21 protein-coding genes are annotated in these 23,731 nt (G+C 51.0%); 8 read left to right on the forward strand and 13 right to left on the reverse strand.

What is annotated here, in order from left to right:
* Positions 1 to 8: 8 nt before the first annotated feature.
* Complete coding sequence (gene ispA, locus ACQZQY_RS10285) at positions 9 to 938, reverse strand: (2E,6E)-farnesyl diphosphate synthase (protein ID WP_056771026.1); 930 nt, start codon at positions 936 to 938, stop codon at positions 9 to 11.
* Between the two features lie 6 nt (positions 939 to 944).
* The gene (gene xseB, locus ACQZQY_RS10290; RefSeq protein ID WP_056771029.1) at positions 945 to 1,187 is read right to left on the reverse strand and encodes an exodeoxyribonuclease VII small subunit; all 243 of its coding nucleotides are present in this window, start codon (positions 1,185 to 1,187) and stop codon (positions 945 to 947) included.
* 290 nt (positions 1,188 to 1,477) lie between these two features.
* Here xseB and thiI point away from each other — a divergent pair, with 290 nt between their 5' ends.
* A complete protein-coding gene (gene thiI, locus ACQZQY_RS10295; protein WP_056771033.1) occupies positions 1,478 to 2,926 on the forward strand; it encodes a tRNA uracil 4-sulfurtransferase ThiI in 1,449 nt (482 codons plus the stop codon).
* Between the two features lie 67 nt (positions 2,927 to 2,993).
* Here thiI and yajL read toward each other — a convergent pair whose 3' ends face one another.
* Complete coding sequence (yajL, locus tag ACQZQY_RS10300) at positions 2,994 to 3,602, reverse strand: protein deglycase YajL (protein WP_414071487.1); 609 nt, start codon at positions 3,600 to 3,602, stop codon at positions 2,994 to 2,996.
* Positions 3,565 to 4,476 (reverse strand): 2-dehydropantoate 2-reductase, encoded by a 912-nt coding sequence (panE, locus tag ACQZQY_RS10305; protein ID WP_056771038.1) that lies wholly within the window; start codon positions 4,474 to 4,476, stop codon positions 3,565 to 3,567. The genes yajL and panE overlap by 38 nt, the downstream gene beginning before the upstream one ends.
* A 241-nt stretch (positions 4,477 to 4,717) precedes the next feature.
* Here panE and ACQZQY_RS10310 point away from each other — a divergent pair, with 241 nt between their 5' ends.
* Positions 4,718 to 5,209: a YajQ family cyclic di-GMP-binding protein gene (locus ACQZQY_RS10310; RefSeq protein ID WP_056771041.1), complete on the forward strand. Its 492-nt coding sequence runs from the start codon at positions 4,718 to 4,720 to the stop codon at positions 5,207 to 5,209.
* A gap of 65 nt (positions 5,210 to 5,274) precedes the next feature.
* Here the strand turns inward: ACQZQY_RS10310 and ACQZQY_RS10315 are convergent, their stop codons facing one another.
* The 9 genes from ACQZQY_RS10315 to ACQZQY_RS10355 all read right to left on the reverse strand — a co-directional run bounded on the left by ACQZQY_RS10315 (position 5,275) and on the right by ACQZQY_RS10355 (position 15,715).
* Positions 5,275 to 6,573, reverse strand: coding sequence for a Gfo/Idh/MocA family protein (locus ACQZQY_RS10315; protein WP_056771979.1), 1,299 nt, complete (start codon positions 6,571 to 6,573; stop codon positions 5,275 to 5,277).
* A 153-nt stretch (positions 6,574 to 6,726) separates the two neighbouring features.
* A complete protein-coding gene (locus ACQZQY_RS10320; RefSeq protein WP_162997858.1) occupies positions 6,727 to 8,091 on the reverse strand; it encodes an MFS transporter in 1,365 nt (454 codons plus the stop codon).
* A gap of 187 nt (positions 8,092 to 8,278) precedes the next feature.
* A complete protein-coding gene (gene cyoE / locus ACQZQY_RS10325; RefSeq protein ID WP_056771048.1) occupies positions 8,279 to 9,163 on the reverse strand; it encodes a heme o synthase in 885 nt (294 codons plus the stop codon).
* A gap of 18 nt (positions 9,164 to 9,181) precedes the next feature.
* Complete coding sequence (locus ACQZQY_RS10330) at positions 9,182 to 9,514, reverse strand: cytochrome o ubiquinol oxidase subunit IV (RefSeq protein ID WP_056771051.1); 333 nt, start codon at positions 9,512 to 9,514, stop codon at positions 9,182 to 9,184.
* Positions 9,511 to 10,128 carry a cytochrome o ubiquinol oxidase subunit III gene (locus tag ACQZQY_RS10335; RefSeq protein ID WP_056771054.1) on the reverse strand — a complete coding sequence of 206 codons (618 nt, stop codon included), beginning with the start codon at positions 10,126 to 10,128 and terminating at the stop codon, positions 9,511 to 9,513. The genes ACQZQY_RS10330 and ACQZQY_RS10335 overlap by 4 nt, the downstream gene beginning before the upstream one ends.
* Complete coding sequence (gene cyoB, locus ACQZQY_RS10340) at positions 10,118 to 12,109, reverse strand: cytochrome o ubiquinol oxidase subunit I (RefSeq protein WP_056771058.1); 1,992 nt, start codon at positions 12,107 to 12,109, stop codon at positions 10,118 to 10,120. The genes ACQZQY_RS10335 and cyoB overlap by 11 nt, the downstream gene beginning before the upstream one ends.
* A gap of 3 nt (positions 12,110 to 12,112) precedes the next feature.
* Complete coding sequence (cyoA, locus tag ACQZQY_RS10345) at positions 12,113 to 13,072, reverse strand: cytochrome o ubiquinol oxidase subunit II (protein ID WP_056771061.1); 960 nt, start codon at positions 13,070 to 13,072, stop codon at positions 12,113 to 12,115.
* 436 nt (positions 13,073 to 13,508) lie between these two features.
* Complete coding sequence (gene ampG / locus ACQZQY_RS10350; protein WP_431297056.1) at positions 13,509 to 14,987, reverse strand: muropeptide MFS transporter AmpG; 1,479 nt, start codon at positions 14,985 to 14,987, stop codon at positions 13,509 to 13,511.
* A gap of 149 nt (positions 14,988 to 15,136) precedes the next feature.
* On the reverse strand, positions 15,137 to 15,715 hold the full coding sequence (locus tag ACQZQY_RS10355; RefSeq protein ID WP_056771066.1) for a lipoprotein: 579 nt from the start codon (positions 15,713 to 15,715) through the stop codon (positions 15,137 to 15,139).
* Positions 15,716 to 16,057: 342 nt separating this feature from the next.
* Between ACQZQY_RS10355 and bolA the strand changes: the two genes are divergently transcribed.
* From bolA to hupB, 6 genes are all read left to right on the forward strand, one after another.
* Positions 16,058 to 16,372, forward strand: a complete 315-nt coding sequence (bolA, locus tag ACQZQY_RS10360; RefSeq protein WP_056771073.1) for a transcriptional regulator BolA — start codon at positions 16,058 to 16,060, stop codon at positions 16,370 to 16,372.
* A gap of 436 nt (positions 16,373 to 16,808) precedes the next feature.
* Positions 16,809 to 18,113, forward strand: coding sequence for a trigger factor (tig, locus tag ACQZQY_RS10365; protein WP_056771077.1), 1,305 nt, complete (start codon positions 16,809 to 16,811; stop codon positions 18,111 to 18,113).
* Positions 18,114 to 18,529: 416 nt separating this feature from the next.
* Positions 18,530 to 19,153 (forward strand): ATP-dependent Clp endopeptidase proteolytic subunit ClpP, encoded by a 624-nt coding sequence (gene clpP, locus ACQZQY_RS10370; protein WP_056771081.1) that lies wholly within the window; start codon positions 18,530 to 18,532, stop codon positions 19,151 to 19,153.
* Positions 19,154 to 19,384: 231 nt separating this feature from the next.
* On the forward strand, positions 19,385 to 20,659 hold the full coding sequence (clpX, locus tag ACQZQY_RS10375) for an ATP-dependent protease ATP-binding subunit ClpX (protein WP_056771083.1): 1,275 nt from the start codon (positions 19,385 to 19,387) through the stop codon (positions 20,657 to 20,659).
* Positions 20,660 to 20,850: 191 nt separating this feature from the next.
* Positions 20,851 to 23,205 (forward strand): endopeptidase La, encoded by a 2,355-nt coding sequence (gene lon / locus ACQZQY_RS10380; protein WP_056771086.1) that lies wholly within the window; start codon positions 20,851 to 20,853, stop codon positions 23,203 to 23,205.
* Positions 23,206 to 23,420: 215 nt separating this feature from the next.
* On the forward strand, positions 23,421 to 23,696 hold the full coding sequence (gene hupB / locus ACQZQY_RS10385; RefSeq protein ID WP_056771982.1) for a nucleoid-associated protein HU-beta: 276 nt from the start codon (positions 23,421 to 23,423) through the stop codon (positions 23,694 to 23,696).
* Positions 23,697 to 23,731: the final 35 nt, after the last annotated feature.

The raw sequence follows: 23,731 nt of genomic DNA on the forward strand, positions 1-23,731 counted from the left end.
AGTAAGTATTAATTATCGCGCTCAATAACGAAGCTGGCTAACGCGAGAAGTGGCGCTGTGTTGTAAGAAAGCGCAGCGAGCTGGTCCAGTGCGGAAACGGCTTCCTGATACAGGTCCATGGCCTTGGCCTTTGCGCCGTCGAGCCCCAGCAGGGCAGGGTAAGTGCTTTTACCGAGTTGTTGATCTGCACCCTGGCGCTTACCCAGCGTGGCGGTATCCCCGATGACATCAAGGATGTCGTCCTGAACCTGAAACGCCAGGCCAATCGCCTGTGCATAGGTATCCAGTATAGGCAATACGGCGCGTCCGGTGTCACCGGCGGCCAGAGCACCCATGCGCACCGCGGCGCGGATAAGCGCACCGGTTTTATGACGGTGTATTTTTTCCAGAGCGTCGAGGCTTATCTGTTGGCCTTCTGCGGCCAGATCCAGTGCTTGTCCGCCACACATGCCGCTGGCACCGCTGGCGCCAGCCAGCTCGGACACCATCGACAAACGATCTTTGACCGCCACGTCCGCCATTTCCCCGTCGGTTAAGACAGAGAACGCCAGCGTTTGCAGGGCATCGCCTGCCAGAATGGCATTGGCTTCGCCAAACTTGATGTGGCAGGTTGGCTGGCCGCGACGCAGATCGTCGTCGTCCATTGCGGGCAGATCGTCATGGATCAGCGAATAGGCGTGGATGCATTCGACCGCAGCAGCGGGCGCATCAAGATTTTTCAAATCCAGCCCGAATAGCTGACCGGTGGCATACACCAGATAAGGTCGCATCCGTTTGCCGCCGAGCAGTGCTCCGTAGCGCATGGCTTCAACCAGCGGTAAATCAGCCAGCGGCAGGGCGTCAATGTAAGCGGTCAGTACGCCATCTACGCGTTGCTGCATCGCGCGAAGTTCACGTGAAAACTCGCCAGCCGGAGAAAGAGAAATCGCTTCAGACATAAACCGTTACTCTGCTTCCGGTGTGAAAGGTGTCAGCGGTGCATCTTCATCGCTGTCGAGCAGAATTTGTACACGCTGTTCGGCCTGTTGCAGCTTTTGCTGTCCCTGACGCGCCAGCTGGACGCCTTGTTCGAATTCATTCAGCGCCTCTTCTAAAGGCAATTCGCCTGATTCGAGGCGTGAAACGATCTGTTCCAGGTCGGCCAGAGCAGTTTCGAAATTGGCGGGTGGTGCAGATTTTTTCGGCATAATTCTCTTTCAATATCGTTGATCAGAATCGATGACCAGAGTGCTGAGACGGCAGGGTCGGCTCTCAGCTCCGGGAGACATTCCCGTTAAGCATGGCACTGCTGTTTGGTTTTGCGCGCAGAATATCCATTAAAAGTGATATACTCTGCGCCGCTGAGTTTATTGCTAAGCCCAATGTGGCACAAAACTTATGTTTCACAAACAAACATAAGGCTTAGCAATAATAGGATCCTAGATCCTTATTCAGCGACTTACTACCCCGTTTTTTAACCTGCTAACAAAAGACTGCCATGAAGTTTATCATTAAATTGTTCCCTGAAATCACCATCAAGAGCCAATCTGTGCGTTTGCGCTTCATTAAGATCCTCTCAAGCAGCATTCGCAACATTGTGCGACCGCATGATGAGACACTGGCAGTCGTTCGCCACTGGGATCATATCGAAGTTCGCAGCAAAGACGAAAGTAAACACGATCTTATCCAGGAATTGCTTTGCCGCATTCCGGGCATCCGCTATGTCGAAGAAGTGGAAGACCGCCCTTACACAGACGTTCACAATATTTTCGAACAGGCACTCGAAGCCTATCGTTCTGAAGTCGAAGGCAAAACTTTCTGCGTACGTGTTAAACGTCGCGGTAAGCATGATTTCAGCTCCGGCGACGTAGAACGTTACGTGGGCGGCGGCCTGAACCAACACATCGAGTCTGCGCGTGTCAACCTGACCTCGCCGGAAGTGACGGTGAAACTGGAAATCAACGACGATAAACTGGTGCTGGTGAAAAACCGTCTCGAAGGTCAGGGCGGTTACCCAATCGGTACGCAGGAAGACGTGATGTCACTCATTTCCGGCGGTTTCGACTCCGGCGTATCCAGTTATATGCTGATGCGTCGTGGCTGTCGTGTGCATTATTGCTTCTTTAACCTTGGCGGCGCGGCGCATGAAATTGGCGTGAAACAGGTGGCTCATTACCTGTGGAATCGTTTTGGCAGCTCGCACCGCGTGCGTTTTATCGCTATTGATTTTGAGCCGGTGGTCGGTGAGATCCTCGAAAAAATCGAAGACGGCCAGATGGGCGTCGTGCTGAAACGAATGATGGTGCGCGCAGCGTCTTCTATTGCGGAGCGTTATGGCGTTCAGGCGCTGGTGACCGGTGAAGCGCTGGGACAGGTTTCCAGCCAGACGCTGACCAACCTGCGTTTGATCGACAACGTTTCTGATACCCTGATCCTGCGTCCGCTGATTTCGCACGATAAAGAACACATCATCAAGATTGCCCGTGAAATTGGTACTGAAGATTTCGCCAAAACCATGCCGGAATATTGCGGTGTGATTTCAAAAAGCCCGACGGTAAAAGCGGTGAAAGCCAAAATCGAAGCGGAAGAGGCAATGTTCAATTTTGCCATCCTCGATAAAGTGGTCAGTGAAGCGCGTAACTGTGACATCCGTGAAATTGCTGAGCAGGCTGCTCAGGAAGTGCCGGAAGTAGAAACCGTCGCTGAGTTTGTTTCCACGGATATCGTGCTGGACGTTCGCGCACCGGATGAAGTGGATGCGGATCCGCTGGCGCTGGAAAATGTCGAAGTGAAGGCGCTGGCATTCTATAAACTGGCGACGCAGTTTGGCGATTTGGATCAGAGCAAAACCTATTTGCTGTATTGCGATCGCGGCGTGATGAGCCGTTTACAGGCGCTGTATCTGAAAGAACAGGGCTTTAATAATGTGAAAGTGTATCGTCCCTAGTTCAGCATTCATGATGTAAAAAAGGGGTTCAGCATGGCTGAGCCCCTTTTTGTTTGCCGCTATCCGATCAGGATTCCCGTGCGCCTTCGTCGGTGTAATTATACATTCCCGGTGACAGCACCAGCTGCGCGGCGATTTCAGCTGCTTTGGTTTTCCCCAGCAGCAGATCGATAATCTTCAGGGCGAATTCCATCGATGTGCCCGGTCCCTGGCTGGTTAGCAGATTGACACGTGGATCGAAAATCACCCGGCGGTCTGACCATTTTATCGGATCAATTTTATCCCGCAGACCGGGGAAACCGGTCATATTGCCGACCGGGAACAGATCGTGATATTCCAGAACCAGCGCGGGCGCCGCGCAAATCGCTGCCACAATGTTTCCGCTGATGTGCATCTGACGAACTTTCTCAACCAGCAGCGGGCTTTCGCTGAAACAGGTGGCACCACCGAGGCCACCCGGCAGAACGATCGCGTCAAAATCGTCGTCCGCGACATCTACCAGCGCAACGTCGGCCAAAATTCTTACCCCGCGTGAGCAGCGGATTTCCAGATTGCCGTCGCCCGCCACGCTGGCGGTTGTTACGTTAATTCCCGCACGAACCAGCAAATCAATGGTGGTTACCGCTTCAATCTCTTCGCTACCAGGTGCCAGGCAGACCAGAACTGATGCGCTCATAGTCGTTTTCCTTTCTTTTAATGTGTTCAAATATCCGGGTGTTTACAGGCAGGCTCAGCCCATGTTTGCGACCGCGGCGCAGCACGTAACCGGTAATGTAATCAATTTCGGTGTGACGCTGATGCTGTATATCCTGCAACATCGAGGAGTGATTGGCCGCCGTGGTGTCGATCACCTGATAAACAAAACTGAGTAACGACTCGCTGTGGATCTCATAACCTTCGATCGCCATGACCTGCGCCACTTCCTGACAGATTTGCTCGATCTGTTGAGGATAACCGATCAAATCGCCGTTGGTGCATTCATGCAGCGCCGTCAGCGGATTGATCACGCAGTTGACTGCCAGCTTATTCCACAGTGATGGCCTGATATTATCGTGCCAGGCAACGTCCGGCAGGGCGTCATGTAACGTATCTGCCAGTGAACTCAGCGCCGCACCGCGCGGCGTCACCGGGCCGATGTGCGTCGTTCCCGCTGCAACGTGCATAATCGCATTGCCTTCGTGCCGGGCAGCATGCGTGGTGGCACCCTGTAAAATAGCAAAACGATTGGCGGGCAATTCATCCACTGTCCCCATGCCGTTATGCAACAACAGCAGGGTACAATTATCATTGAGCATCGGCATCAGCGCACTGACCGCGCCGGAAACCTGCCAGGCTTTCAGCGTTACCAGCAGCAGTTCGCTTTGTGCCAGATGCTGCGGATCGTTGGTTGGCATATTGCGGTTAAACGCCGTGCCATCAGGAGAAATGACGTTTACGGCACAGAACGGTTGTGGAATGCGGATCCATCCCTGAACGTCGTGACCTTGCTGATAAAGCGCTGATAGCCAAAGTTGTCCCAGTGCACCGCAACCTAATACTGTTATTTTCATTGTGCCTCCTGGGTGATGCGGCGAAATACGCCGTGGTAATCGGTTGTTGAAAGAATATTCTGCTGTCCGGTTATCTTATTAGTATAGACATTCGTGCTGTAGATCACATTTTCACCTGCACTTTTTGACCATCGGGGCATTTTATGTTCGGTGCTGTGCTGTCGTTTGGCATCGACGGTTGAAGGCGGTATTATGCACGCCATATAACGTGCAATACAAAAAACTACAGGGAGAAGCGATTATGCCGTCTTTTGACATTGTTTCCGAAATCGACATGCAGGAAGTGCGCAACGCCGTGGAAAATGCCAGCCGTGAGCTGCAAACCCGCTGGGATTTCCGCAACATTCCTGCCAGCTTTGATCTCAATGAAAAAAACGAGAGCATCAAAGTCGCCAGCGAATCAGATTTTCAGGTAAACCAGCTGGTCGATATTCTGCGTGAGAAGTTAGCCAAACGTGGCATTGAAGGCGGAGCGCTGGAAATTCCTGAGCAAATGGAGCACAGCGGTAAAACGTACAGCGTTGAAGCGAAACTGCATTCCGGAATTGAATCCGCCCTGGCGAAGAAACTCGTCAAACTGATTAAAGACAGCAAGATTAAAGTGCAGGCGCAGGTTCAGGGTGATGAAGTGCGTGTCACCGGTAAAGCGCGTGATGACTTGCAGGCCGTCATGGCGCTGGTGCGCAACGGTGATCTCGGACAACCGTTCCAGTTTAAAAACTTCAGAGATTAATAGCCTTTTTATCCGGGCAAATGAAAAAGGGACGCTTGAGATAAGCGTCCCTTTTTTATGATCAGTTACTTGCGCTGCCGCAGTCTTTTCACCAGTTCGAAGTCTTTGAAGTAAATCGGTTTGTCATATTGCATCGACAAGTTTCCGGCTATCCCGGTCAGGATCGACATCGCACCAGCACGGTGATCGGCAGCGCGCTTTAGCGGATCCTCTCTGCGTTCGCCGAACAGATCTTCCAGCATGGCATTATCGCCGCCGCCATGGCCGCCTTCTCCCAGCTGGAATTGTGCCTTCCACGGCTCAGCAAATAGCGGGTAAACGGTGATTTCTGCCTTCTCGATACTGCCTTCGTTTTCGCGTTTACCGCCCGCATTGACGTAGGACATCTCAACGATTTTCATTTCGATGCGCCCCTGAGTGCCGTTAAACACCACGTTCAAACCTTCCCATGGCAGATACGCGTTCAGCGCATAGGTGAGCTGGACTTTGTTCTGATATTTCACCAGCACCGACAATGTATCTTCAATGTTGATACCGTCACTGAACACGCTCTGATCGCGGAAATAGTGATCTTCATGTTCAGCATCCAGATACAGTGCTTTGAGCTGGGCGTTGTCTTCCATGTGCAGCGCAAAGGGATCGTTCTGCGCCTGCGGATAGCCGTGAGCGCGGGGATAAAATTCTGTCACGCCGCGCTTCTCAGCGTTCTCTTTGCCGTAAAAACGCAGGTCACCCTGGGCATAGACTTTCTCCGGCGTACTGTTGAGCCAGAAATTCATCAGGTCAAAGTGATGCGTAGATTTGTGCACCAGCAGGCCACCGGAATTGCGTTTGTCACGGTGCCAGCGGCGGAAGTAATCGGCGCCGTGTTCGGTGTTGAGCAGCCATTCGAAATGCACAGAGAGCACGTCGCCGATGGTGTCCTGCATCAGCAGTTCGCGGATTTTGCTGTGATGCGGCGCGTAGCGGTAGTTAAACGCCACCCGCACCTGATAACCGGTGGCATCGACGGCATCGAGAATGCGCAGCGCACGATTTTCATCAATGGTCATCGGCTTTTCGGTGATCACATCACAACCGGCATGCAGGGCGCGGACAATATAATCATCATGGGTGCGATCCATACTGGTGACAATCACGATGTCAGGTTTGGTTTCCGTGAGCATGTCGCCAAAATCCGCGGCTTTCCAGGTCGGAACCGGCGCGATGTCATTCTGCACCAGTTGCTGATTGGCATAGTCCATGCGGGTCTGATTGGTGTCACAGAAGGCCACAAACTTTGCGTTGTGGCGGTATTTACCGGTGATCGCTTCAATGTATAAACCCGAGCGTCCGCCGGTGCCAACTAAAGCATAGGTTTTCATGAGATCCTCAAAAGGCCCGAAAGCCGTCATCACTGACAAAATTTTGTTAAGGAATTCTTGAGGATAATGATTGAGGAAAATTTTTAAGTGAGGAAAGTCACAAGGGGGGATGAAAATGAAACGCTGTGCCATTTTTTAGCACAGCGTTTGATCTCAGGCTGCGCTGACCAGTTGTTCAAGCGCTTTACGGTTAGTCTGTTTGGTATCGACTTTCACGTAGGCGCTGAATTCTTCCGGGACCACAACGGCCTCGGCTACGCCTGGCTGGGCCAGAATGCGAGCCTGCAGGGCGGAGTCTTTTACGGCCAGCTCAGAAAGCGTGATACGCAGGCTGCTGACATACGGCGGCTCGGTCATGGTTGCGCTGACCAGCAGCCAGACCACGGCAATAGCCGCACACAGCAGAAAGACCGCGTCGGCACCGGCGTTACCATAAACATATCCGCCTAAACTCCCGCCAATCGCCACGCCGATAAACTGGCTGGTGGAATACAGCCCCATCGCCGTACCTTTATACCCGGCCGGAGATTCTTTACTGATAAGCGAGGGCAGAATGGCTTCCATGACATTAAATGCCAGGAAGAACAGCTGGATACCCGCGATGACGACCCATAAATGCAGGCCCGCCGACCACAGTACCAGCTCAGCCAGTAACAATACGGCCACACAGCCCATAAAGACTTGCTTCATATGGCGCTTTTTCTCGGCATAAATAATCACCGGGATCACTGCAACAAACGACGTCAGCATGGTGACCAGATACACCCGCCAATGTTCAGCCGGCGGGAAACCAGCGTGCTCCATCACTTGCGGTAATACCACGAAGCTCGACATCAGCAGGATGTGCAAACACAGAATACCGAAATTCAGTTTCAGCAGTTTCGGGTTGTTGAGCACTTTGCTGAAGCTGCCTTTCACCATACTCGATTCCCGGTTCAGAATATGGGTGGCAGGGGAGGGGACTACGGCGACAGTGATGAGGATGGCGACCAGCGTCAGACCGGCGATCGCCCAGAATAACGCGTGTAAGCCCCAGGCGTGTGTGATGACAGGTCCGAGTACCATGGCAATCGCAAAGGTCACACCGAAGCTGATGCCGATAAACGCCATCGCTTTGGTGCGGTTCTGCTCGCGGGTCAGATCTGACAATAATGCCATCACGGCGGCGGCGATGGCGCCGGAACCTTGCAGGGCACGACCGATGATCACGCCCCAGATAGAATCGGTGGAAGCAGCCACAATGCTGCCGATACAGAAGATGATTAAACCAAAGACGATCAGTGGTTTACGGCCAACGCGGTCAGACATCAACCCAAACGGGATCTGGAATACGGCTTGTGCCAGACCATAAATACCGATTGCGATGCCGATCAGCGTTTCGCTGGCACCGGATAACGCCATACCGTAGGTGGTCAGGACGGGTAACACCATGAACATGCCAAGCATGCGTAAAGAAAAAACTGTCCCTAGTCCCCATGTTGCCCGACTTTCCTGCGGGGTCATCTGGTTATCGTTCACATTACTACCTCAAAATAACAATCGTGCATTGTAGTGCTTTTGGCGAGTTAGGGTAAAACGATGGATCTTTAGCAGATATTACGGGTTTGCTTTCCGTCAGAATAAAAGAAAAGGCCAGTATCGCTACTGGCCTTTCAGTGTGCTGATTATCGGAATGAATGACAGCGCGTCAGGCTAACAGCTCATGTTACCAAACGTAGGTTAACATCGACGTCGGTGTTGAACTGAAATCCACAGACATCATGAAACTCAGCGACATGATGGTGATGATAGAGAAGCCAAACAGCTTTCTCGCCCAGACCACATCGTTCTCCGCTTTGTAACCTTTTAATGCCATGCCCAGCCACCAGACGCTCACCGCACCGGCGACGATCAGGTACTTATACCCTGCGTAGCCGCTCAGGGTCAGCATCAGTGTGGCAATCATAAACGCCAGAATGTAGACGGTAATATGATGCTTGGCGACGGAAATGCCTTTGACAACCGGCAAAACCGGGATGCCTGCAGCCTGATAATCTTTAAAGCGGAAGATGGCAATCGCGTACGAGTGCGGCATCTGCCACAAGCTGAAAATCAGAAGCAGGATCAACGCACCGGTATCGAACTGGCCGGAAACGGCACAGTAACCAATGACCGGTGGCGCCGCGCCAGACAAGCTGCCAATCAACGTGCCGTAGACCGAATTGCGTTTCATGTACAGGCTGTAAACGCCGACATAAATCACAAAGCCCATCACCGCCAGCCACATGGCCAGCGGGTTGGCACCGATATACAACAACGCAAAGCCCACAATACCCAGAATAGTGGCGTAAACCAGGGTTGTTTTCGGCGGAATAAGTCCTTTTACCAGGGCCCTGTTCTTCGTTCTTTCCATGATCCGGTCGATGTCGCGGTCGATGAAGTTGTTAAATACACAACCCGATGCGACGACCAGCGAAACGCCCACCAAAGTGGCGAGAAAGAGTGGGAAGTCGATGTTGCCTTTGGCAGCAAGGAGAAATCCCCCGATGACAGAAATTAAGTTGCCGAAAATAATTCCTGGTTTCGTTACTTGCAGGTATTGCTTAATCATCACGTGCAGCTCGGCTCTTTAACTGACCATCATATTGAGGTTGAGGTTATACATAATCCACAATGAGCCCACAACGACGATAAAGATAATCACAGCGGTGAACAGAAATGCCACCAGATTCCAGCGCGCTTCCGATGCAGTGCTTAAGTGCAGGAAGAACACCAGATGGACAACGATCTGGATGACCGCGGATGCAACCACGGTGCCAATGATCAGTGAATGCGAAGCAGTATCGCTCATGACCATGGCAAACGGGATAACCGTCAGGATCACTGACAGGATGAAGCCAATCAGGTATGACTTCACGCTGCCGTGGCTTGCGCCGCCGTGGGAAGTGGCAGAATGACTCATGCTAATACCCCCATCAGATAAACAACGGTGAATACACAGATCCAGACAACGTCCAGGAAGTGCCAGAACAGGCTCAGACACATCAGACGGGTTTGGTTAACGGCGTTCAGACCACGACGGCTCACCTGTACCATCATCACGATGATCCAGATAAGACCGCAGGTTACGTGGATCCCGTGGGTGGCGACCAGCGCAAAGAAGGCTGACAGGAAACCACTGCGATCCGGGCCATAACCTTCTTTGATCAGGTGATGGAATTCGTAAACTTCCATGCAGATGAAGCCAAGACCGAACAGGAAGGTCAGGAACAACCAACCATTGACCGCTTTGACGCTGCCCTTGTTCATGCCCAACATCGCCATGCCGTAAGTAATACTACTGAACAGCAGGAAGAAGGTTTCTACCAGAACGAACGGCAGTTCAAAAATATCTTTACCAGTCGGTCCACCCGCAGTCCCGTGCACCAGTACCGCGTAAGTTGCGAACAAGCTCGCAAACAGTACGCAGTCACTCATCAGGTAGATCCAGAAGCCAAAGACTTTGGTCTCGCCCGCATCGTGGTGCCCATGCTCTGCATGGGCTGCGTCGTGGTTAGTCAGGGTATCAGTTGCCATGTTTCACACCTGCTTTACGGATTTGTTCATGATGTAGATTCTCAATACGTTCGACTTCTTCAGCTGATACGTAGTAATCAACATCTTCGTCGAAGCTTTTCACAATCCAGGAAACCACCAGAGCCAGGAAGCTTAATGCTGCCAGCCACCAGATATCCCAGATTAATGCGAAACCGCAAACCAGACTCAACATAGCGATGATGAAGCCTGCGCCGCTGTTACGTGGCATATGAATTTGTTCATATTTTGCAGGTTGCTTGTACGCGTTGCCTTTCTCTTTCATGTCCCAGAACTCATCGCGGTCGTGAATTTGCGGCACGATAGCGAAGTTATAGAACGGAGGAGGAGAAGAGGTTGACCATTCCAGAGTACGTGCATCCCACGGGTCACCGGTCAGATCACGGTTCTGGTCGCGGTCGCGAACGGAAACGAAGATCATGATCAGCTGGCACAGGATACCGATAGCAATCAGCGCCGCACCGCATGCCGCAATAACCAGCAGCGTGTGGAACTCAGGATCGATATTCTGGCTGACGCGACGGGTCATACCCATGAAGCCCAGAACGTACAGCGGCATGAATGCAACGAAGAAACCGATGATCCAGAACCAGAATGAACGCACGCCCCATTTCTCATTCAGCGTGAAGCCGAAGGATTTAGGGAACCAGTAAGTCAGACCTGCGAAGCAACCGAATACCACACCACCGATGATAACGTTGTGGAAGTGAGCAATCAGGAACAGGCTGTTGTGCAACACGAAGTCAGCACCCGGAACCGCCAACAGAACGCCGGTCATACCGCCCACAGAGAAGGTGACGATAAAGCCAACGGTCCACAGCATCGCCGCATTCAGCGTGATACGACCCTGGTACATGGTGAACAGCCAGTTGAAGATTTTCACCCCGGTAGGGATGGAAATGATCATCGTCATGATGCCGAAGAAGGCATTGACGTTAGCGCCTGAACCCATGGTGAAGAAGTGGTGCAACCAAACGACGAACGACAACACGGTGATGGCGATGGTTGCCCATACCAGTGAGGTGTAACCGAACAGACGTTTTTTGGAGAATGTTGCCGTGACTTCAGAGAACACACCAAATACTGGCAGAACCAAAATGTACACTTCCGGATGGCCCCAGGCCCAAATCAGGTTGATGTACATCATCATGTTGCCGCCCATATCATTCGTGAAGAAATGGGTGCCCAGATAACGGTCCAGCGTCAGCAGTGCAACAGTCACGGTCAGAATCGGGAAGGACACGATAATCAACACGTTGGTGCACAGTGCGGCCCAGGTAAATACCGGCATTTTCATCAGCGGCATACCCGGTGCGCGCATCTTCAGGATGGTCGCAAAGAAGTTAACACCGGTCAGCAAGGTACCAATACCGGATATCTGTAGACTCCATATCCAATAATCGACCCCCACGCCTGGACTGTATTCCTTACCAGACAACGGCGGATAGGCCAACCAACCGGTCTGTGCGAACTCACCGACACCCAGAGAGATGTTGATCAATACCACAGCGGCAGCGGTGAACCAGAAGCTGACGTTGTTCAGGAACGGGAACGCAACGTCGCGCGCACCGATCTGTAAAGGAACGACTACGTTCATCAAACCGATAACGAAAGGCATCGCCATGAAGAAAATCATGATCACGCCGTGCGCGGTAAAGATTTGGTCGTAGTGGTGAGGAGGCAGGAAGCCAGGTTCTCCCGCAGACGCGAGCACCTGCTGGCTACGCATCATGATGGCATCGGCAAAGCCACGCAACAGCATGACGAAGGCCAGAATGATGTACATGATACCTAATTTTTTGTGGTCGACGGAGGTGATCCACTCGGTCCACAGGTACTTCCACTTGCCGAAATAGGTCAGCGCGGCAACGACTGCCAGACCGCCCAAAATGATTGCGGCAACGGTGACCATGATAATCGGTTCATGATACGGAACCGAATCAAGCGTTAATTTTCCGAACATCGTTTATTCCTCGGCTCCGGCTGCGTGAGACTGTCCACCCATATCCATGCCTTTCATGTCACTGCCGGCTGGCATTGGCATGGTATGACCTTCTGGCGCTGCCTTCATGTCATGCATGGAGTATTTGCCAATGATTTCTTTGAACAGACCCGGTTTTGCTACAGAGAAGTATTCGACCGGGTTGTCGATGCTCTGTGCTGCCAGTTTGTTGAAGTCATCAGTGGTTGCCAGTTGGTTCGGTGCACTTTTCACTTTCGCTACCCAGGTGTCGAAATCGCCACGGGTTGGGGTCGCAATTGTGTTGAACTTCATGCCAGAGAAACCACGGCCACTGAAGTTTGACGAGATGCCTTTGTAGGTACCGGCTTCATTTGCAATCAAATGCAACTGAGTCTGCATACCAGCCATCGCGTAAATCTGTCCGCCTAACTGAGGAATAAAGAACGAGTTCATGACAGAGTCTGAAGTGACTTTGAATTGAACAGGCACGTCTTTCGGGATAACCAGTTCGTTAACAGTGGCGATGCCCTGTTCCGGATAAATGAACAACCATTTCCAGTCCAGAGAAACGACTTCTACCGTCATCGGTTTTTGGTCAGATACGATTGGCTTGAACGGATCAAGCGCATGGGTGGTCTTCCAGGTAATCGTTGCCAGAATGGCAATGATAATAATTGGAACAGTCCAGACGACGGCTTCAATTTTGTTGGAGTGTGACCAGTTAGGACTGTAGGTTGCTTTTGTATTGGAAGCACGGTACTTCCAGGCAAACGCAAACGCCATGATAATAACTGGAATAACAACGATCAGCATTAAACCGATCGCCGTCAAAATCAGCGTTCTCTGTTCAAGTCCAATTGCTCCCTTGGGATCCATCAATGCCGTATTGCAACCGCTTAACATTAACGCGGAGGCAAATAAGGACAACATCCCAATACTTTTATTGTATTTCTTAAGTCTCATCTAACGACCTCAATAACTAGGGCTCTATTGTCGCTTCAGGTGTGCGGGCATTTTACGGGAAGGTTGCAGGACTGTAAACACGCTTAAACAAGTGTCAAAGCGCTGTTGACACTTTATGTTAACGCAGTCACACATGTCACGGATCGTGACAATTCACAGTGGGCAACAATATGTTGCGTATAGATTTTTTTCTATAGTGATGAAAAACAAGGGGTGACGGAATTTGTAAATATTATTCTCACTGATTATCCGGCCATAAGGTTTAATTAATGTTAAATTAATGTAGATTTCAAGTGAAATAAAAAGCATGAAATGCGTGACGGAAAAAATAGAACTGAGAATATTATTTTTTTTGGCGGTAAATTGTTGAGCAATATTTATAGATGGATTGTTAAATCAAATCCGCCATTCATTTTGAAAATGAATGGCGGGAAAATCATGCCCGGGCAGTGCGGCGCAGGGAGAGAAAATCGAGCAGGCTCCCAAGAACAATCCCCACCAGACAGATCAGCGCGCCGGTTTCCAGAAGCCGTATCGTCAGCGATGGCCACGATGCCCAGCCGAGGCTGTTGAATATCAGCGTTATCAGCCACAAACCCAGCAGCGAACTGCCAACAATCATGCAACGCAACGCCCAGCGATACGGCGTGCCAAAATGGATCCGCGGCAGGAAACTGTCGGTTTTTTGCGTGTATTCCAGCGTGTCGCGGCAGACTGCCAGCAGCAGCAAGCCGGGTACGGCAGCCACGATAGAGAACAGGTAAAACCACGGCCAGCCGTAGGCTTCAACAAACCAGCCGGCAATCGGACCGACATAAACACGGCCCACGGCAGAAAGAGCGGAAAGTAGCGCAAACTGCGTGGCGGAGAAAGAGCGGTTGCACAACGTCATCAGTAAGGCGACGAACGCCGCAGTACCCATGCCGCCGCACAGATTTTCGAAGAAAATCGCCGCGCCCATTGAATACAGATGTTTATCTGTGACGGCGAGGATCCAGTAACCCGCATTCGAGACGGCCTGCAAAATCCCAAAAAGCATCAGCGCGCGGAACAGGCTCAGACGCTGCATCAGCATTCCGCCTAACAGGGCACCGATGATTGTCGCCAGAAGCCCCAGCGATTTGTTAATAAGCCCGACCTCTCCGGCGTTAAATCCCACGCCGCGGATCAAAAACGTGGTACTCAGGCTGCCTGCAAATGCATCGCCCATTTTGTACATCACGATCAGCAGTAAAATAAGCCAGGCATTGTTACGGCCAAAAAAGTCTTTTAACGGCGCCACCACGGCCATTTCCATGGTGCGCGGTGCGGGCTGTGAATTTTCAGGCTCCGGCGCCATCAGCGTAGCCAATACGCCGCATAGCATCAGGGCGGCCATCAACCAGTACATGTGCTGCCAGCCGAGATAACGATCGGCCAGCCATAATGCCAGCCCGCCGGACACCAGCATCGCCAGCCTGTAGCCCAGCACCGACACCGCCGCACCGTTTCCGCGCTCTTGCGCAGGCAATAAATCCGTCTTATAGGCATCGAAGACGATGTCCTGAGATGCCGAGGCAAAAGCAATCAAAACCGCCAGGGCCGCCAGCCAGAAGAGATCTCTTGAAGGATCCATAAAGCCCATCGCAAAAATGGCGACCACCAGCAGCAGTTGCGTCAGTACCAGCCAGCCGCGCCGACGCCCGAGAAAAGAGGGCGTGTAGCGATCCATCATCGGCGACCACAGGAATTTGAACACGTACGCCTGCCCGACCAGCGAAAAAACACCGATTGTTTTCAGGTCGACATTCTCGACCGTCATCCACGCCTGCAAGGTGCCAGAGGTCAGCGCCAGTGGCAAACCGGAGGCAAAGCCCAGCAGAAGTAAAATGAGGGTATTTCGCTGTGTGAAAATCTTAAAGTACTGACTGATCATGAAAAGTATGTTCCTGCGAACCGGTGAAAGAGTGGCGCATGGGCATAATAAAGGAAGGGATGATTATCGGGGAGTAAATTCACTGACTTTATAAAGCATTCTGCCCGGACTCGCCGGGCAGAATGGATTGCACAGAATTAAACCGAAGCTTAGCGTGCGTTAGCTTTGATGAAATCGCTGATGCTGGTGTCTGACGCCATGTCGCTGATGACATCGCCCAGCGTGGTATTCACCGCGTTGGTGATCTTAGCGTTGGTGGCTGACAGTGCACCCTGAACATTATACGTCGAGCGGTAGTTCTTCACCTGCTTGCTGCCGTTTTTCGCGGTAGCAATGATGGAGATGTCTGCTTTCGTGGTGATGTTGTAACGCAGGTTGCCTTCCTGCACGTCTGCATACAGGTTGTTCACCACGATTTGCAGATCGACTGCGCCGTCAGCACCGATCATGTAACCACGGGCAGTCATTTGTTTTTCCAGAGATTCCTGCAACAGGAAACGCAGATCACGGGAAGGTGTCAGGGAAATCAGCTGGCCGTCACGGTTCACTTTCGCCAGTGCCTGATCCTGACGCTGGTCCGCGCCGTTGATGCTGATGGTGATGCCCTGAAGCGTTGGATCCTGCGAAGGCAGAACAATTTTCGGCGACACGTCCAGCGTGTTGGTGCTGGTGGCGCAACCTGCCAGCATCAGCATCGCCAGAACGGGAAAAATGATTTTCTTTAACATGTGTGTTTTCTCAATATTTATAAGGGAATAGTGCTCAAAAATATGCCGACATCATAACATTGCCATTTGCGGGTGGAAGTCCCAACAATCTGGAAAAGCGATTTTTTAGCGTTTTTTTTCATCAGGAAAGCGGATTACGAACTTCATGCGTGGCGAAGCCGCGATTTCTTTGACAGACTGAGCGCCGTTTTTATCAATCATTCTTATAAATTTTTTAATGTGATTAACGTGGACGTCGGAAAACAGCCTATTCTTTAAGGGTAGGGAATGAAAGTGAAGGAATGTTACTGAAGGGAACCCGACGGGCGCAGTTCTCTGCTGATGCGGTGTAAGGAGATAGCGATGATTCGTGAGCAAATAGAAGCAAAATTGGCTGAGGCATTCGAGCCCTCGTTTCTGGAAGTGACTGACGAAAGCTATCGTCATAATGTACCGGCAGGCTCAGAAAGCCATTTTAAAGTCGTTATGGTGTCCGATAAATTCCTGGGAGAGCGTTTTCTGGCGCGGCACCGGGCTATTTATGGCCACTTAACCGAAGAACTCGCAGGCAGCGTCCATGCGCTGGCATTACACACCTACACCCGTAAAGAATGGGAAGGGTTACAGGACACGGTTCCGGCATCGCCGCCGTGTCGTGGTGCCGGAACAATGGCCTGATCGTCGCGATCTGATTCACAAAAGGCATAAATATCGTCGTTTGACGCAGTATCACTGGAACTTTCCTTGTCAGATGCGGTATTAGTAGATGCGAATTTCATGAAACGGCCCGCGGGCCGTTTTTGTTTTTCTTACGACCGGCAGACGATAAGGGCAGTTTTCGCCTCTGCATCGACCGCATTTTTCGAAGGATCGAGTTCCCGTGTGAGTTTCCCTCCCGTGCAACAGACACCGTCCTCGACTCAATGCGTCTGCGTCGCTATAATGTCGCGTCTAATTTTTCCGGAATGGTTTCGGACGCTCTCGAATACAGGGCTACGTTCTGATACAGAACTGTCCCGGTTCTTAGAAGTCGTTTTCAAGGTAAGTTTGCGCTCATCTTGAGAACGACTTCTGGAGTTGACCGAGCACTGTGATTTTTTTTTGAGGTAACAAGATGCAAGTTTCTGTTGAAACCACTCAAGGCCTTGGGCGCCGCGTAACGATTACTGTTCCTGCTGAAAGCATTGAAAAAGCAGTGAGCAGTGAACTGATCAACGTCTCTAAAAAAGTACGTATTGACGGCTTCCGTAAAGGCAAAGTACCAAGCCACATCATCGAACAGCGTTATGGCGCGTCAGTACGTCAGGACGTACTGGGTGATCTGATGCAACGCAACTTTGTTGATGCAATCATCAAAGAAAAAATCAATCCAGCTGGCGCACCTAACTACATCCCGGGTGAGTACAAGCAGGGTGAAGACTTCAACTTCTCCGTAGAATTCGAAGTGTACCCGGAAGTTGAGCTGAAAGATCTGGAAAACATCGAAGTTGAAAAACCTGTTGTTGAAGTTAACGACGCTGATGTTGATACCATGCTGGAAACTCTGCGTAAGCAACAAGCTGACTGGAAAGAAACGGATGCAGCAGTCACCGCTGAAGACCGCGTTACTGTAGATTTCTCCGGTTCTATCGACGGCGAAGATTTCGAAGGCGGCAAAGCCTCTGATTTCGTACTGGCTATGGGCCAGGGCCGCATGATCCCAGGCTTCGAAGAAGGTCTGGTCGGTCACAAAGCCGGTGAAGAATTCACGATTGACGTGAACTTCCCGGAAGATTACCACGCTGAAAATCTGAAAGGTAAAGCGGCTAAGTTCGTTATTACCCTGAAGAAAGTTGAAGAGCGTGAGCTGCCAGAACTGACCCCAGAATTCATCAAACGTTTCGGCGTGGCTGATGGTTCTGTTGATGGTCTGCGTGCTGAAGTGCGTAAAAATATGGAACGTGAACTGAAAGGTGCTGTTCGTAACCGCATCAAAACTCAGGCAATCGACGGTCTGGTCAGCGCTAACGAAATCGACGTGCCAGCGGCACTGATCGACGGCGAAGTTGACGTTCTGCGTCGCCAGGCTGCACAGCGTTTTGGTGGCAACGAAAAACAAGCGCTGGAATTGCCACGCGAGTTGTTCGAAGAGCAAGCTAAACGTCGCGTTGTTGTCGGTCTGCTGCTGGGCGAAGTGATCAGCCAGCACGAACTGAAAGCTGACGAAGATCGCGTTAAAGCGCTGATCGAAGAAATGGCTTCTGCGTACGAAGATCCACAGGAAGTTGTTGAGTTCTACAGCAAAAACAAAGAGCTGATGAACAACATGCGTAACGTCGCGCTGGAAGAACAAGCGGTCGAAACTCTGTTGTCTAAAGCGAAAGTGACTGAAAAAGCCACTACCTTTACCGAGCTGATGAACCAGACTCAACCTGCATAATTTTATTGCACGTTGCTGAATCTGTCCGCAGATTCACCTCCTGAAGCCCGCAGTTTTCACTGCGGGCTTTTTATTTGCCAAAAATCAGGTATTTTTGTTTTGACTGTTGTTTTTGCACTATATTTAGCTCTATAAGGCACAACCTACGTAGAAACGTTCGATAGTCATCAGCAACAGTGATGTGAACGGCTCAAATTGGGGGAGAAAGAAAAGAATTATCACGGCAGGCTTGAAAAAGGGGCCTAAATCCCCCAATTGATAAACACGAACTTAGGTAAATTTGTAGTCAGAATCTGACTGATAACGACCGTCAGGCGTGTAAATGGCGACTTGGCCGCTTGAGCATAGTCATGTGTGTCTATCTCAAGTAGAATCGGTTTTAAATAGCGCCAAACAGAATCTATTAGGAGACGGTTATGTCATACAGTGGTGAAAGAGAGCAATTTGCACCAAACATGGCGTTGGTACCCATGGTGGTTGAGCAAACTTCACGGGGCGAGCGTTCATACGACATCTTCTCCCGTCTGCTTAAGGAACGCATCATCTTCCTGACCGGCCAGGTCGAAGACCATATGGCTAACCTGATTGTTGCCCAGATGCTGTTTCTGGAAGCAGAAAGCCCGGAAAAAGACATCTACCTTTACATCAACTCACCGGGTGGCGTGATCACTGCCGGGATGTCGATTTATGACACCATGCAGTTCATCAAGCCGGACGTCAGCACAATTTGTATGGGTCAGGCTTGTTCAATGGGCGCGTTCCTGTTGACTGCGGGTGCGGAAGGTAAGCGTTTCTGCCTGCCAAACTCACGCGTGATGATCCACCAGCCACTGGGCGGTTTCCAGGGGCAGGCAACGGATATCGAGATCCATGCGAAAGAAATCCTGAAAGTGAAATCCCGTATGAATGAGCTGATGGCGAAACATACCGGCAAGACACTGGAAGAAATTGAGCGCGATACAGAGCGTGACCGTTTCCTGTCTGCTGATGAGGCTGTACAGTACGGTTTAGTGGATTCCGTATTTACCCATCGCGCCTGACGGCTCAATTGTGCCGGGCTGATGGTCTATAGTTATACTCATACGGAGGTTATCCGGGCGGATATTTTCCTGTGAAGGAAAAAGAGTACATCACAGATGACACTTTTCCGCCCGATGTGAGTCATAACATGAATGAACAGACATCAGCCACCATGCGGCTGTTGTGTAATATGGTCGTGTCGCAGTGTTATTGTAATGCTGCGGGACTGATACTAGAGAAGAGGTTTACTGATGACAGATAAGCGCAAAGACGGTTCAGGAAAGCTGCTGTACTGCTCTTTTTGCGGCAAAAGCCAGCATGAAGTGCGTAAGCTGATTGCCGGGCCGTCAGTGTATATCTGCGATGAATGTGTCGATTTGTGTAATGACATTATTCGCGAAGAGATTAAAGAAGTCGCGCCACACCGCGAACGTAGTGCTTTACCGACGCCGCACGAAATCCGTCAGCACCTTGACGATTACGTTATCGGTCAGGAACCTGCGAAGAAAGTGTTGGCCGTGGCGGTGTATAACCACTACAAACGTTTGCGCAATGGTGACACCAGCAATGGTATCGAATTGGGCAAAAGTAACATTCTGCTGATCGGGCCTACCGGTAGCGGTAAAACGCTGCTGGCTGAAACCCTGGCGCGTTTCCTGGATGTGCCATTCACTATGGCCGATGCCACCACACTGACCGAAGCCGGTTACGTGGGGGAAGATGTTGAAAACATCATTCAGAAACTGCTGCAGAAATGTGATTACGACGTTCAGAAAGCGCAACGCGGTATTGTTTACATTGACGAAATCGACAAGATTTCCCGCAAGTCTGACAACCCATCGATTACACGTGACGTGTCCGGTGAAGGTGTTCAGCAAGCGTTGCTGAAACTGATTGAAGGTACGGTTGCCGCTGTGCCGCCGCAGGGCGGACGCAAGCACCCGCAGCAGGAATTCCTGCAAGTCGATACGTCGAAAATCCTCTTTATCTGTGGTGGTGCGTTTGCCGGCCTGGATAAAGTGATTGGTCAGCGTATCAACACCAGTACCGGTATTGGTTTTGGTGCTGAAGTTAAAGGCAAAGAGCAAAAAGCCACTGAAGGTCAGTTGCTGGCACAGGCTGAACCGGAAGATTTGATCAAGTTTGGTCTGATCCCTGAGTTCATTGGCCGTCTGCCTGTGGTGGCGACCCTGAGTGAACTGAATGAAGAAGCACTGATTCAAATTCTGAAAGAGCCGAAAAATGCCCTGACTAAGCAATATCAGGCGTTATTCAATCTGGAAGGCGTTGAACTGGAATTCCGCGATGAAGCGCTGATTGCGATTGCTAAAAAAGCCATGAACCGTAAAACCGGTGCCCGTGGCCTGCGCTCAATCGTTGAAGCCGCATTGCTGGATACTATGTATGATCTGCCGTCGCTCGACGATGTGGAAAAAGTGGTGATTGATGAATCCGTCATTGCGGGCCAGTCAGAACCTCTGATGATTTATGGCAAACCCGAGGCGCAGCAAGCGTCTGGTGAATAATTAGCCAAACTATCCAGAGAGTTAGCCACAAAATGGGGGATTTAGTCCCCCATTTTTTTTTCGCACATTCTTATCGTTGAATGTCGGACATTCATCCCCATATACTCAGTTAACGACTTGCTGAAACCCGTCTGACTCGTGTTTCACGAGATTTCCTTAACCTGGCGGAAGCTAAACTAAGAGAGAGCTCTATGAACCCTGAGCGTTCTGAACGCATAGAAATCCCCGTATTGCCTCTGCGCGATGTGGTGGTTTATCCGCACATGGTGATCCCGTTGTTTGTTGGCAGGGAAAAATCGATTCGGTGCCTTGAAGCCGCGATGGATCACGACAAAAAAATCATGCTGGTTGCGCAGAAAGAAGCGTCTACCGATGAGCCGGGCGTTAACGATCTCTTCTCCGTAGGTACGGTTGCCTCAATATTACAAATGCTGAAGCTGCCGGATGGCACTGTAAAAGTGCTGGTGGAAGGGTTACAACGCGCACGCATTACCACGCTTTCTGACAGTGGTGAGCATTTTGCTGCCCAGGCAGAATACCTTGAATCTCCTGCCGTGGATGAACGCGAGCAGGAAGTCTTGGTACGCACAGCGATTAATCAGTTTGAAGGCTACATCAAGCTGAACAAAAAAATCCCGCCAGAGGTGCTGACTTCACTCAACAGCATTGAAGATGCTGCACGTCTGGCTGACACCATTGCTGCACATATGCCCCTGAAACTCGCTGATAAACAGTCCGTACTGGAAATGTTTGATATCACCGAGCGTCTTGAGTATTTGATGGCGATGATGGAATCGGAAATCGATCTGTTACAGGTTGAGAAACGCATCCGTAACCGTGTCAAAAAGCAGATGGAAAAGAGCCAGCGCGAGTACTATCTGAATGAGCAAATGAAAGCGATTCAGAAAGAACTTGGCGAAATGGACGACACGCCTGATGAGCATGAGGCGCTGAAACGCAAAATCGAAGCGGCTAAAATGCCGAAAGAAGCGCGTGAAAAAACAGAAGCTGAACTGCAAAAGCTGAAAATGATGTCGCCGATGTCCGCCGAAGCCACCGTTGTTCGTGGTTATATCGACTGGATGCTTCAGGTGCCATGGAATGCCCGCAGTAAAGTGAAAAAAGATCTGCGTAAAGCGCAGGAAGTTCTGGATACCGATCACTTTGGCCTCGAGCGTGTTAAAGATCGCATCCTTGAGTATCTTGCAGTGCAGACGCGCGTCAGCAAAATCAAAGGGCCGATCCTGTGTCTGGTAGGGCCTCCGGGTGTCGGTAAAACGTCACTGGGTCAGTCCATCGCGCGTGCTACAGGGCGTGAATATGTCCGTATGGCGCTGGGTGGGGTGCGTGATGAAGCGGAAATCCGCGGTCATCGCCGTACTTACATTGGTTCCATGCCGGGCAAACTGATCCAGAAAATGGCGAAAGTTGGGGTGAAAAACCCGCTGTTCCTGCTCGATGAAATCGACAAAATGTCTTCTGACATGCGTGGCGATCCGGCTTCAGCCCTGCTTGAAGTGCTCGATCCTGAGCAAAACGTCGCGTTCAACGATCACTATCTGGAAGTCGATTATGACCTGTCAGACGTGATGTTTGTCGCAACGTCGAACTCAATGAACATCCCGGCACCGCTGCTTGACCGTATGGAAGTGATCCGTCTTTCCGGTTATACCGAAGATGAAAAACTGAACATCGCCAAACAGCATTTGTTGCCGAAACAGATCGAACGTAATGCACTTAAAAAGAACGAACTGACGGTAGATGACAGTGCGATTATCGGCATCATTCGTTTCTATACCCGTGAAGCGGGCGTGCGTAGTTTAGAACGTGAGTTGTCTAAACTCTGCCGTAAAGCGGTTAAACAATTGCTGATGGATAAAGCCATCAAGCACATTGAAATTAACGGCGATAATCTGAAAGATTTCCTCGGCGTGCAGAAGGTCGATTATGGCCGTGCGGATACCGAAAACCGTGTAGGCCAGGTGACGGGTCTGGCGTGGACCGAAGTGGGCGGCGAGCTGCTGACTATCGAAACGGCCTGCGTACCGGGCAAAGGTAAGCTGACGTATACCGGTTCTCTCGGTGAAGTGATGCAGGAATCCATTCAGGCCGCGCTGACGGTTGTGCGTGCACGAGCTGACAAACTGGGCATCAACCCTGACTTCTACGAAAAACGTGATATTCACGTTCACGTACCTGAAGGGGCGACGCCGAAAGACGGTCCGAGTGCCGGTATTGCAATGTGTACCGCACTGGTGTCTTGTCTGACGGGTAACCCGGTTCGCGCCGACGTGGCGATGACGGGCGAGATCACCTTGCGCGGTCTGGTTCTGCCAATCGGTGGGTTGAAAGAGAAACTGCTGGCTGCACACCGTGGTGGTATCAAAGTGGTGCTGATCCCTGACGATAACAAACGCGATCTGGAAGAAATTCCAGCGAACGTATTGGCAGACCTCGAGATCCATCCGGTTAAGCGCATTGATGATGTTCTGAACTTTGCACTGCAAAATCCAGCTTACGGTGCATTACCGGTAGCGGCAAAATAGTGACGTCGACTTACACAGTTGAATAAAACTCAGGCTGGCAGGTGAAATCTCACTTGCCAGCTTTTTTTTGTGCCGTTAAGTTAGTCAACGGTCAGAAGGTTTCAGGCTGCTTTCAGTCGCTTGCATAGCCCTGACAAGATTGATATAACAGCAGCGCGGTCACGTCCGAAGGGAAATTCGGCGTGATGAGAGAATTTTAAGAGGGGATGAAAAGAGTGAATAAGTCACAATTGATCGACAAAATTGCTGCCGGTGCTGATATTTCTAAAGCCGCAGCGGGACGTGTTTTGGATGCTGTTCTTGCATCTGTGACGGATACCCTGAAAGCTGGGGAAGAAGTCGCTCTGGTAGGTTTTGGTACGTTTTCAGTGCGTGAACGTTCAGCGCGTACCGGCCGTAACCCACAGACCGGTAAAGAAATCAGCATTGCAGCAGCTAAAGTACCTGGCTTCCGTGCAGGTAAAGCGCTGAAAGATGCCGTTAACGGCTAATTACCCGAAGGGCTGACGTCAAATCTGTGTGAAGC

It is taken from the genome of Rahnella sp. PAMC25559, assembly GCF_050632365.1.
GTDB classification, from domain to species: domain Bacteria; phylum Pseudomonadota; class Gammaproteobacteria; order Enterobacterales; family Enterobacteriaceae; genus Rahnella; species Rahnella rivi.

Bases quoted from the DNA above. Each gene is read 5' to 3' on its own strand.
- ispA (WP_056771026.1), bottom strand. From the start codon at position 938: ATGTCTGAAGCGATTTCTCTTTCTCCGGCTGGCGAGTTTTCACGTGAA.
- xseB (WP_056771029.1), bottom strand. From the start codon at position 1,187: ATGCCGAAAAAATCTGCACCACCCGCCAATTTCGAAACTGCTCTGGCC.
- thiI (WP_056771033.1), top strand. From the start codon at position 1,478: ATGAAGTTTATCATTAAATTGTTCCCTGAAATCACCATCAAGAGCCAA.
- yajL (WP_414071487.1), bottom strand. From the start codon at position 3,602: ATGAGCGCATCAGTTCTGGTCTGCCTGGCACCTGGTAGCGAAGAGATT.
- panE (WP_056771038.1), bottom strand. From the start codon at position 4,476: ATGAAAATAACAGTATTAGGTTGCGGTGCACTGGGACAACTTTGGCTA.
- ACQZQY_RS10310 (WP_056771041.1), top strand. From the start codon at position 4,718: ATGCCGTCTTTTGACATTGTTTCCGAAATCGACATGCAGGAAGTGCGC.
- ACQZQY_RS10315 (WP_056771979.1), bottom strand. From the start codon at position 6,573: ATGAAAACCTATGCTTTAGTTGGCACCGGCGGACGCTCGGGTTTATAC.
- cyoE (WP_056771048.1), bottom strand. From the start codon at position 9,163: ATGATTAAGCAATACCTGCAAGTAACGAAACCAGGAATTATTTTCGGC.
- ACQZQY_RS10330 (WP_056771051.1), bottom strand. From the start codon at position 9,514: ATGAGTCATTCTGCCACTTCCCACGGCGGCGCAAGCCACGGCAGCGTG.
- ACQZQY_RS10335 (WP_056771054.1), bottom strand. From the start codon at position 10,128: ATGGCAACTGATACCCTGACTAACCACGACGCAGCCCATGCAGAGCAT.
- cyoB (WP_056771058.1), bottom strand. From the start codon at position 12,109: ATGTTCGGAAAATTAACGCTTGATTCGGTTCCGTATCATGAACCGATT.
- cyoA (WP_056771061.1), bottom strand. From the start codon at position 13,072: ATGAGACTTAAGAAATACAATAAAAGTATTGGGATGTTGTCCTTATTT.
- ampG (WP_431297056.1), bottom strand. From the start codon at position 14,987: ATGATCAGTCAGTACTTTAAGATTTTCACACAGCGAAATACCCTCATT.
- ACQZQY_RS10355 (WP_056771066.1), bottom strand. From the start codon at position 15,715: ATGTTAAAGAAAATCATTTTTCCCGTTCTGGCGATGCTGATGCTGGCA.
- bolA (WP_056771073.1), top strand. From the start codon at position 16,058: ATGATTCGTGAGCAAATAGAAGCAAAATTGGCTGAGGCATTCGAGCCC.
- tig (WP_056771077.1), top strand. From the start codon at position 16,809: ATGCAAGTTTCTGTTGAAACCACTCAAGGCCTTGGGCGCCGCGTAACG.
- clpP (WP_056771081.1), top strand. From the start codon at position 18,530: ATGTCATACAGTGGTGAAAGAGAGCAATTTGCACCAAACATGGCGTTG.
- clpX (WP_056771083.1), top strand. From the start codon at position 19,385: ATGACAGATAAGCGCAAAGACGGTTCAGGAAAGCTGCTGTACTGCTCT.
- lon (WP_056771086.1), top strand. From the start codon at position 20,851: ATGAACCCTGAGCGTTCTGAACGCATAGAAATCCCCGTATTGCCTCTG.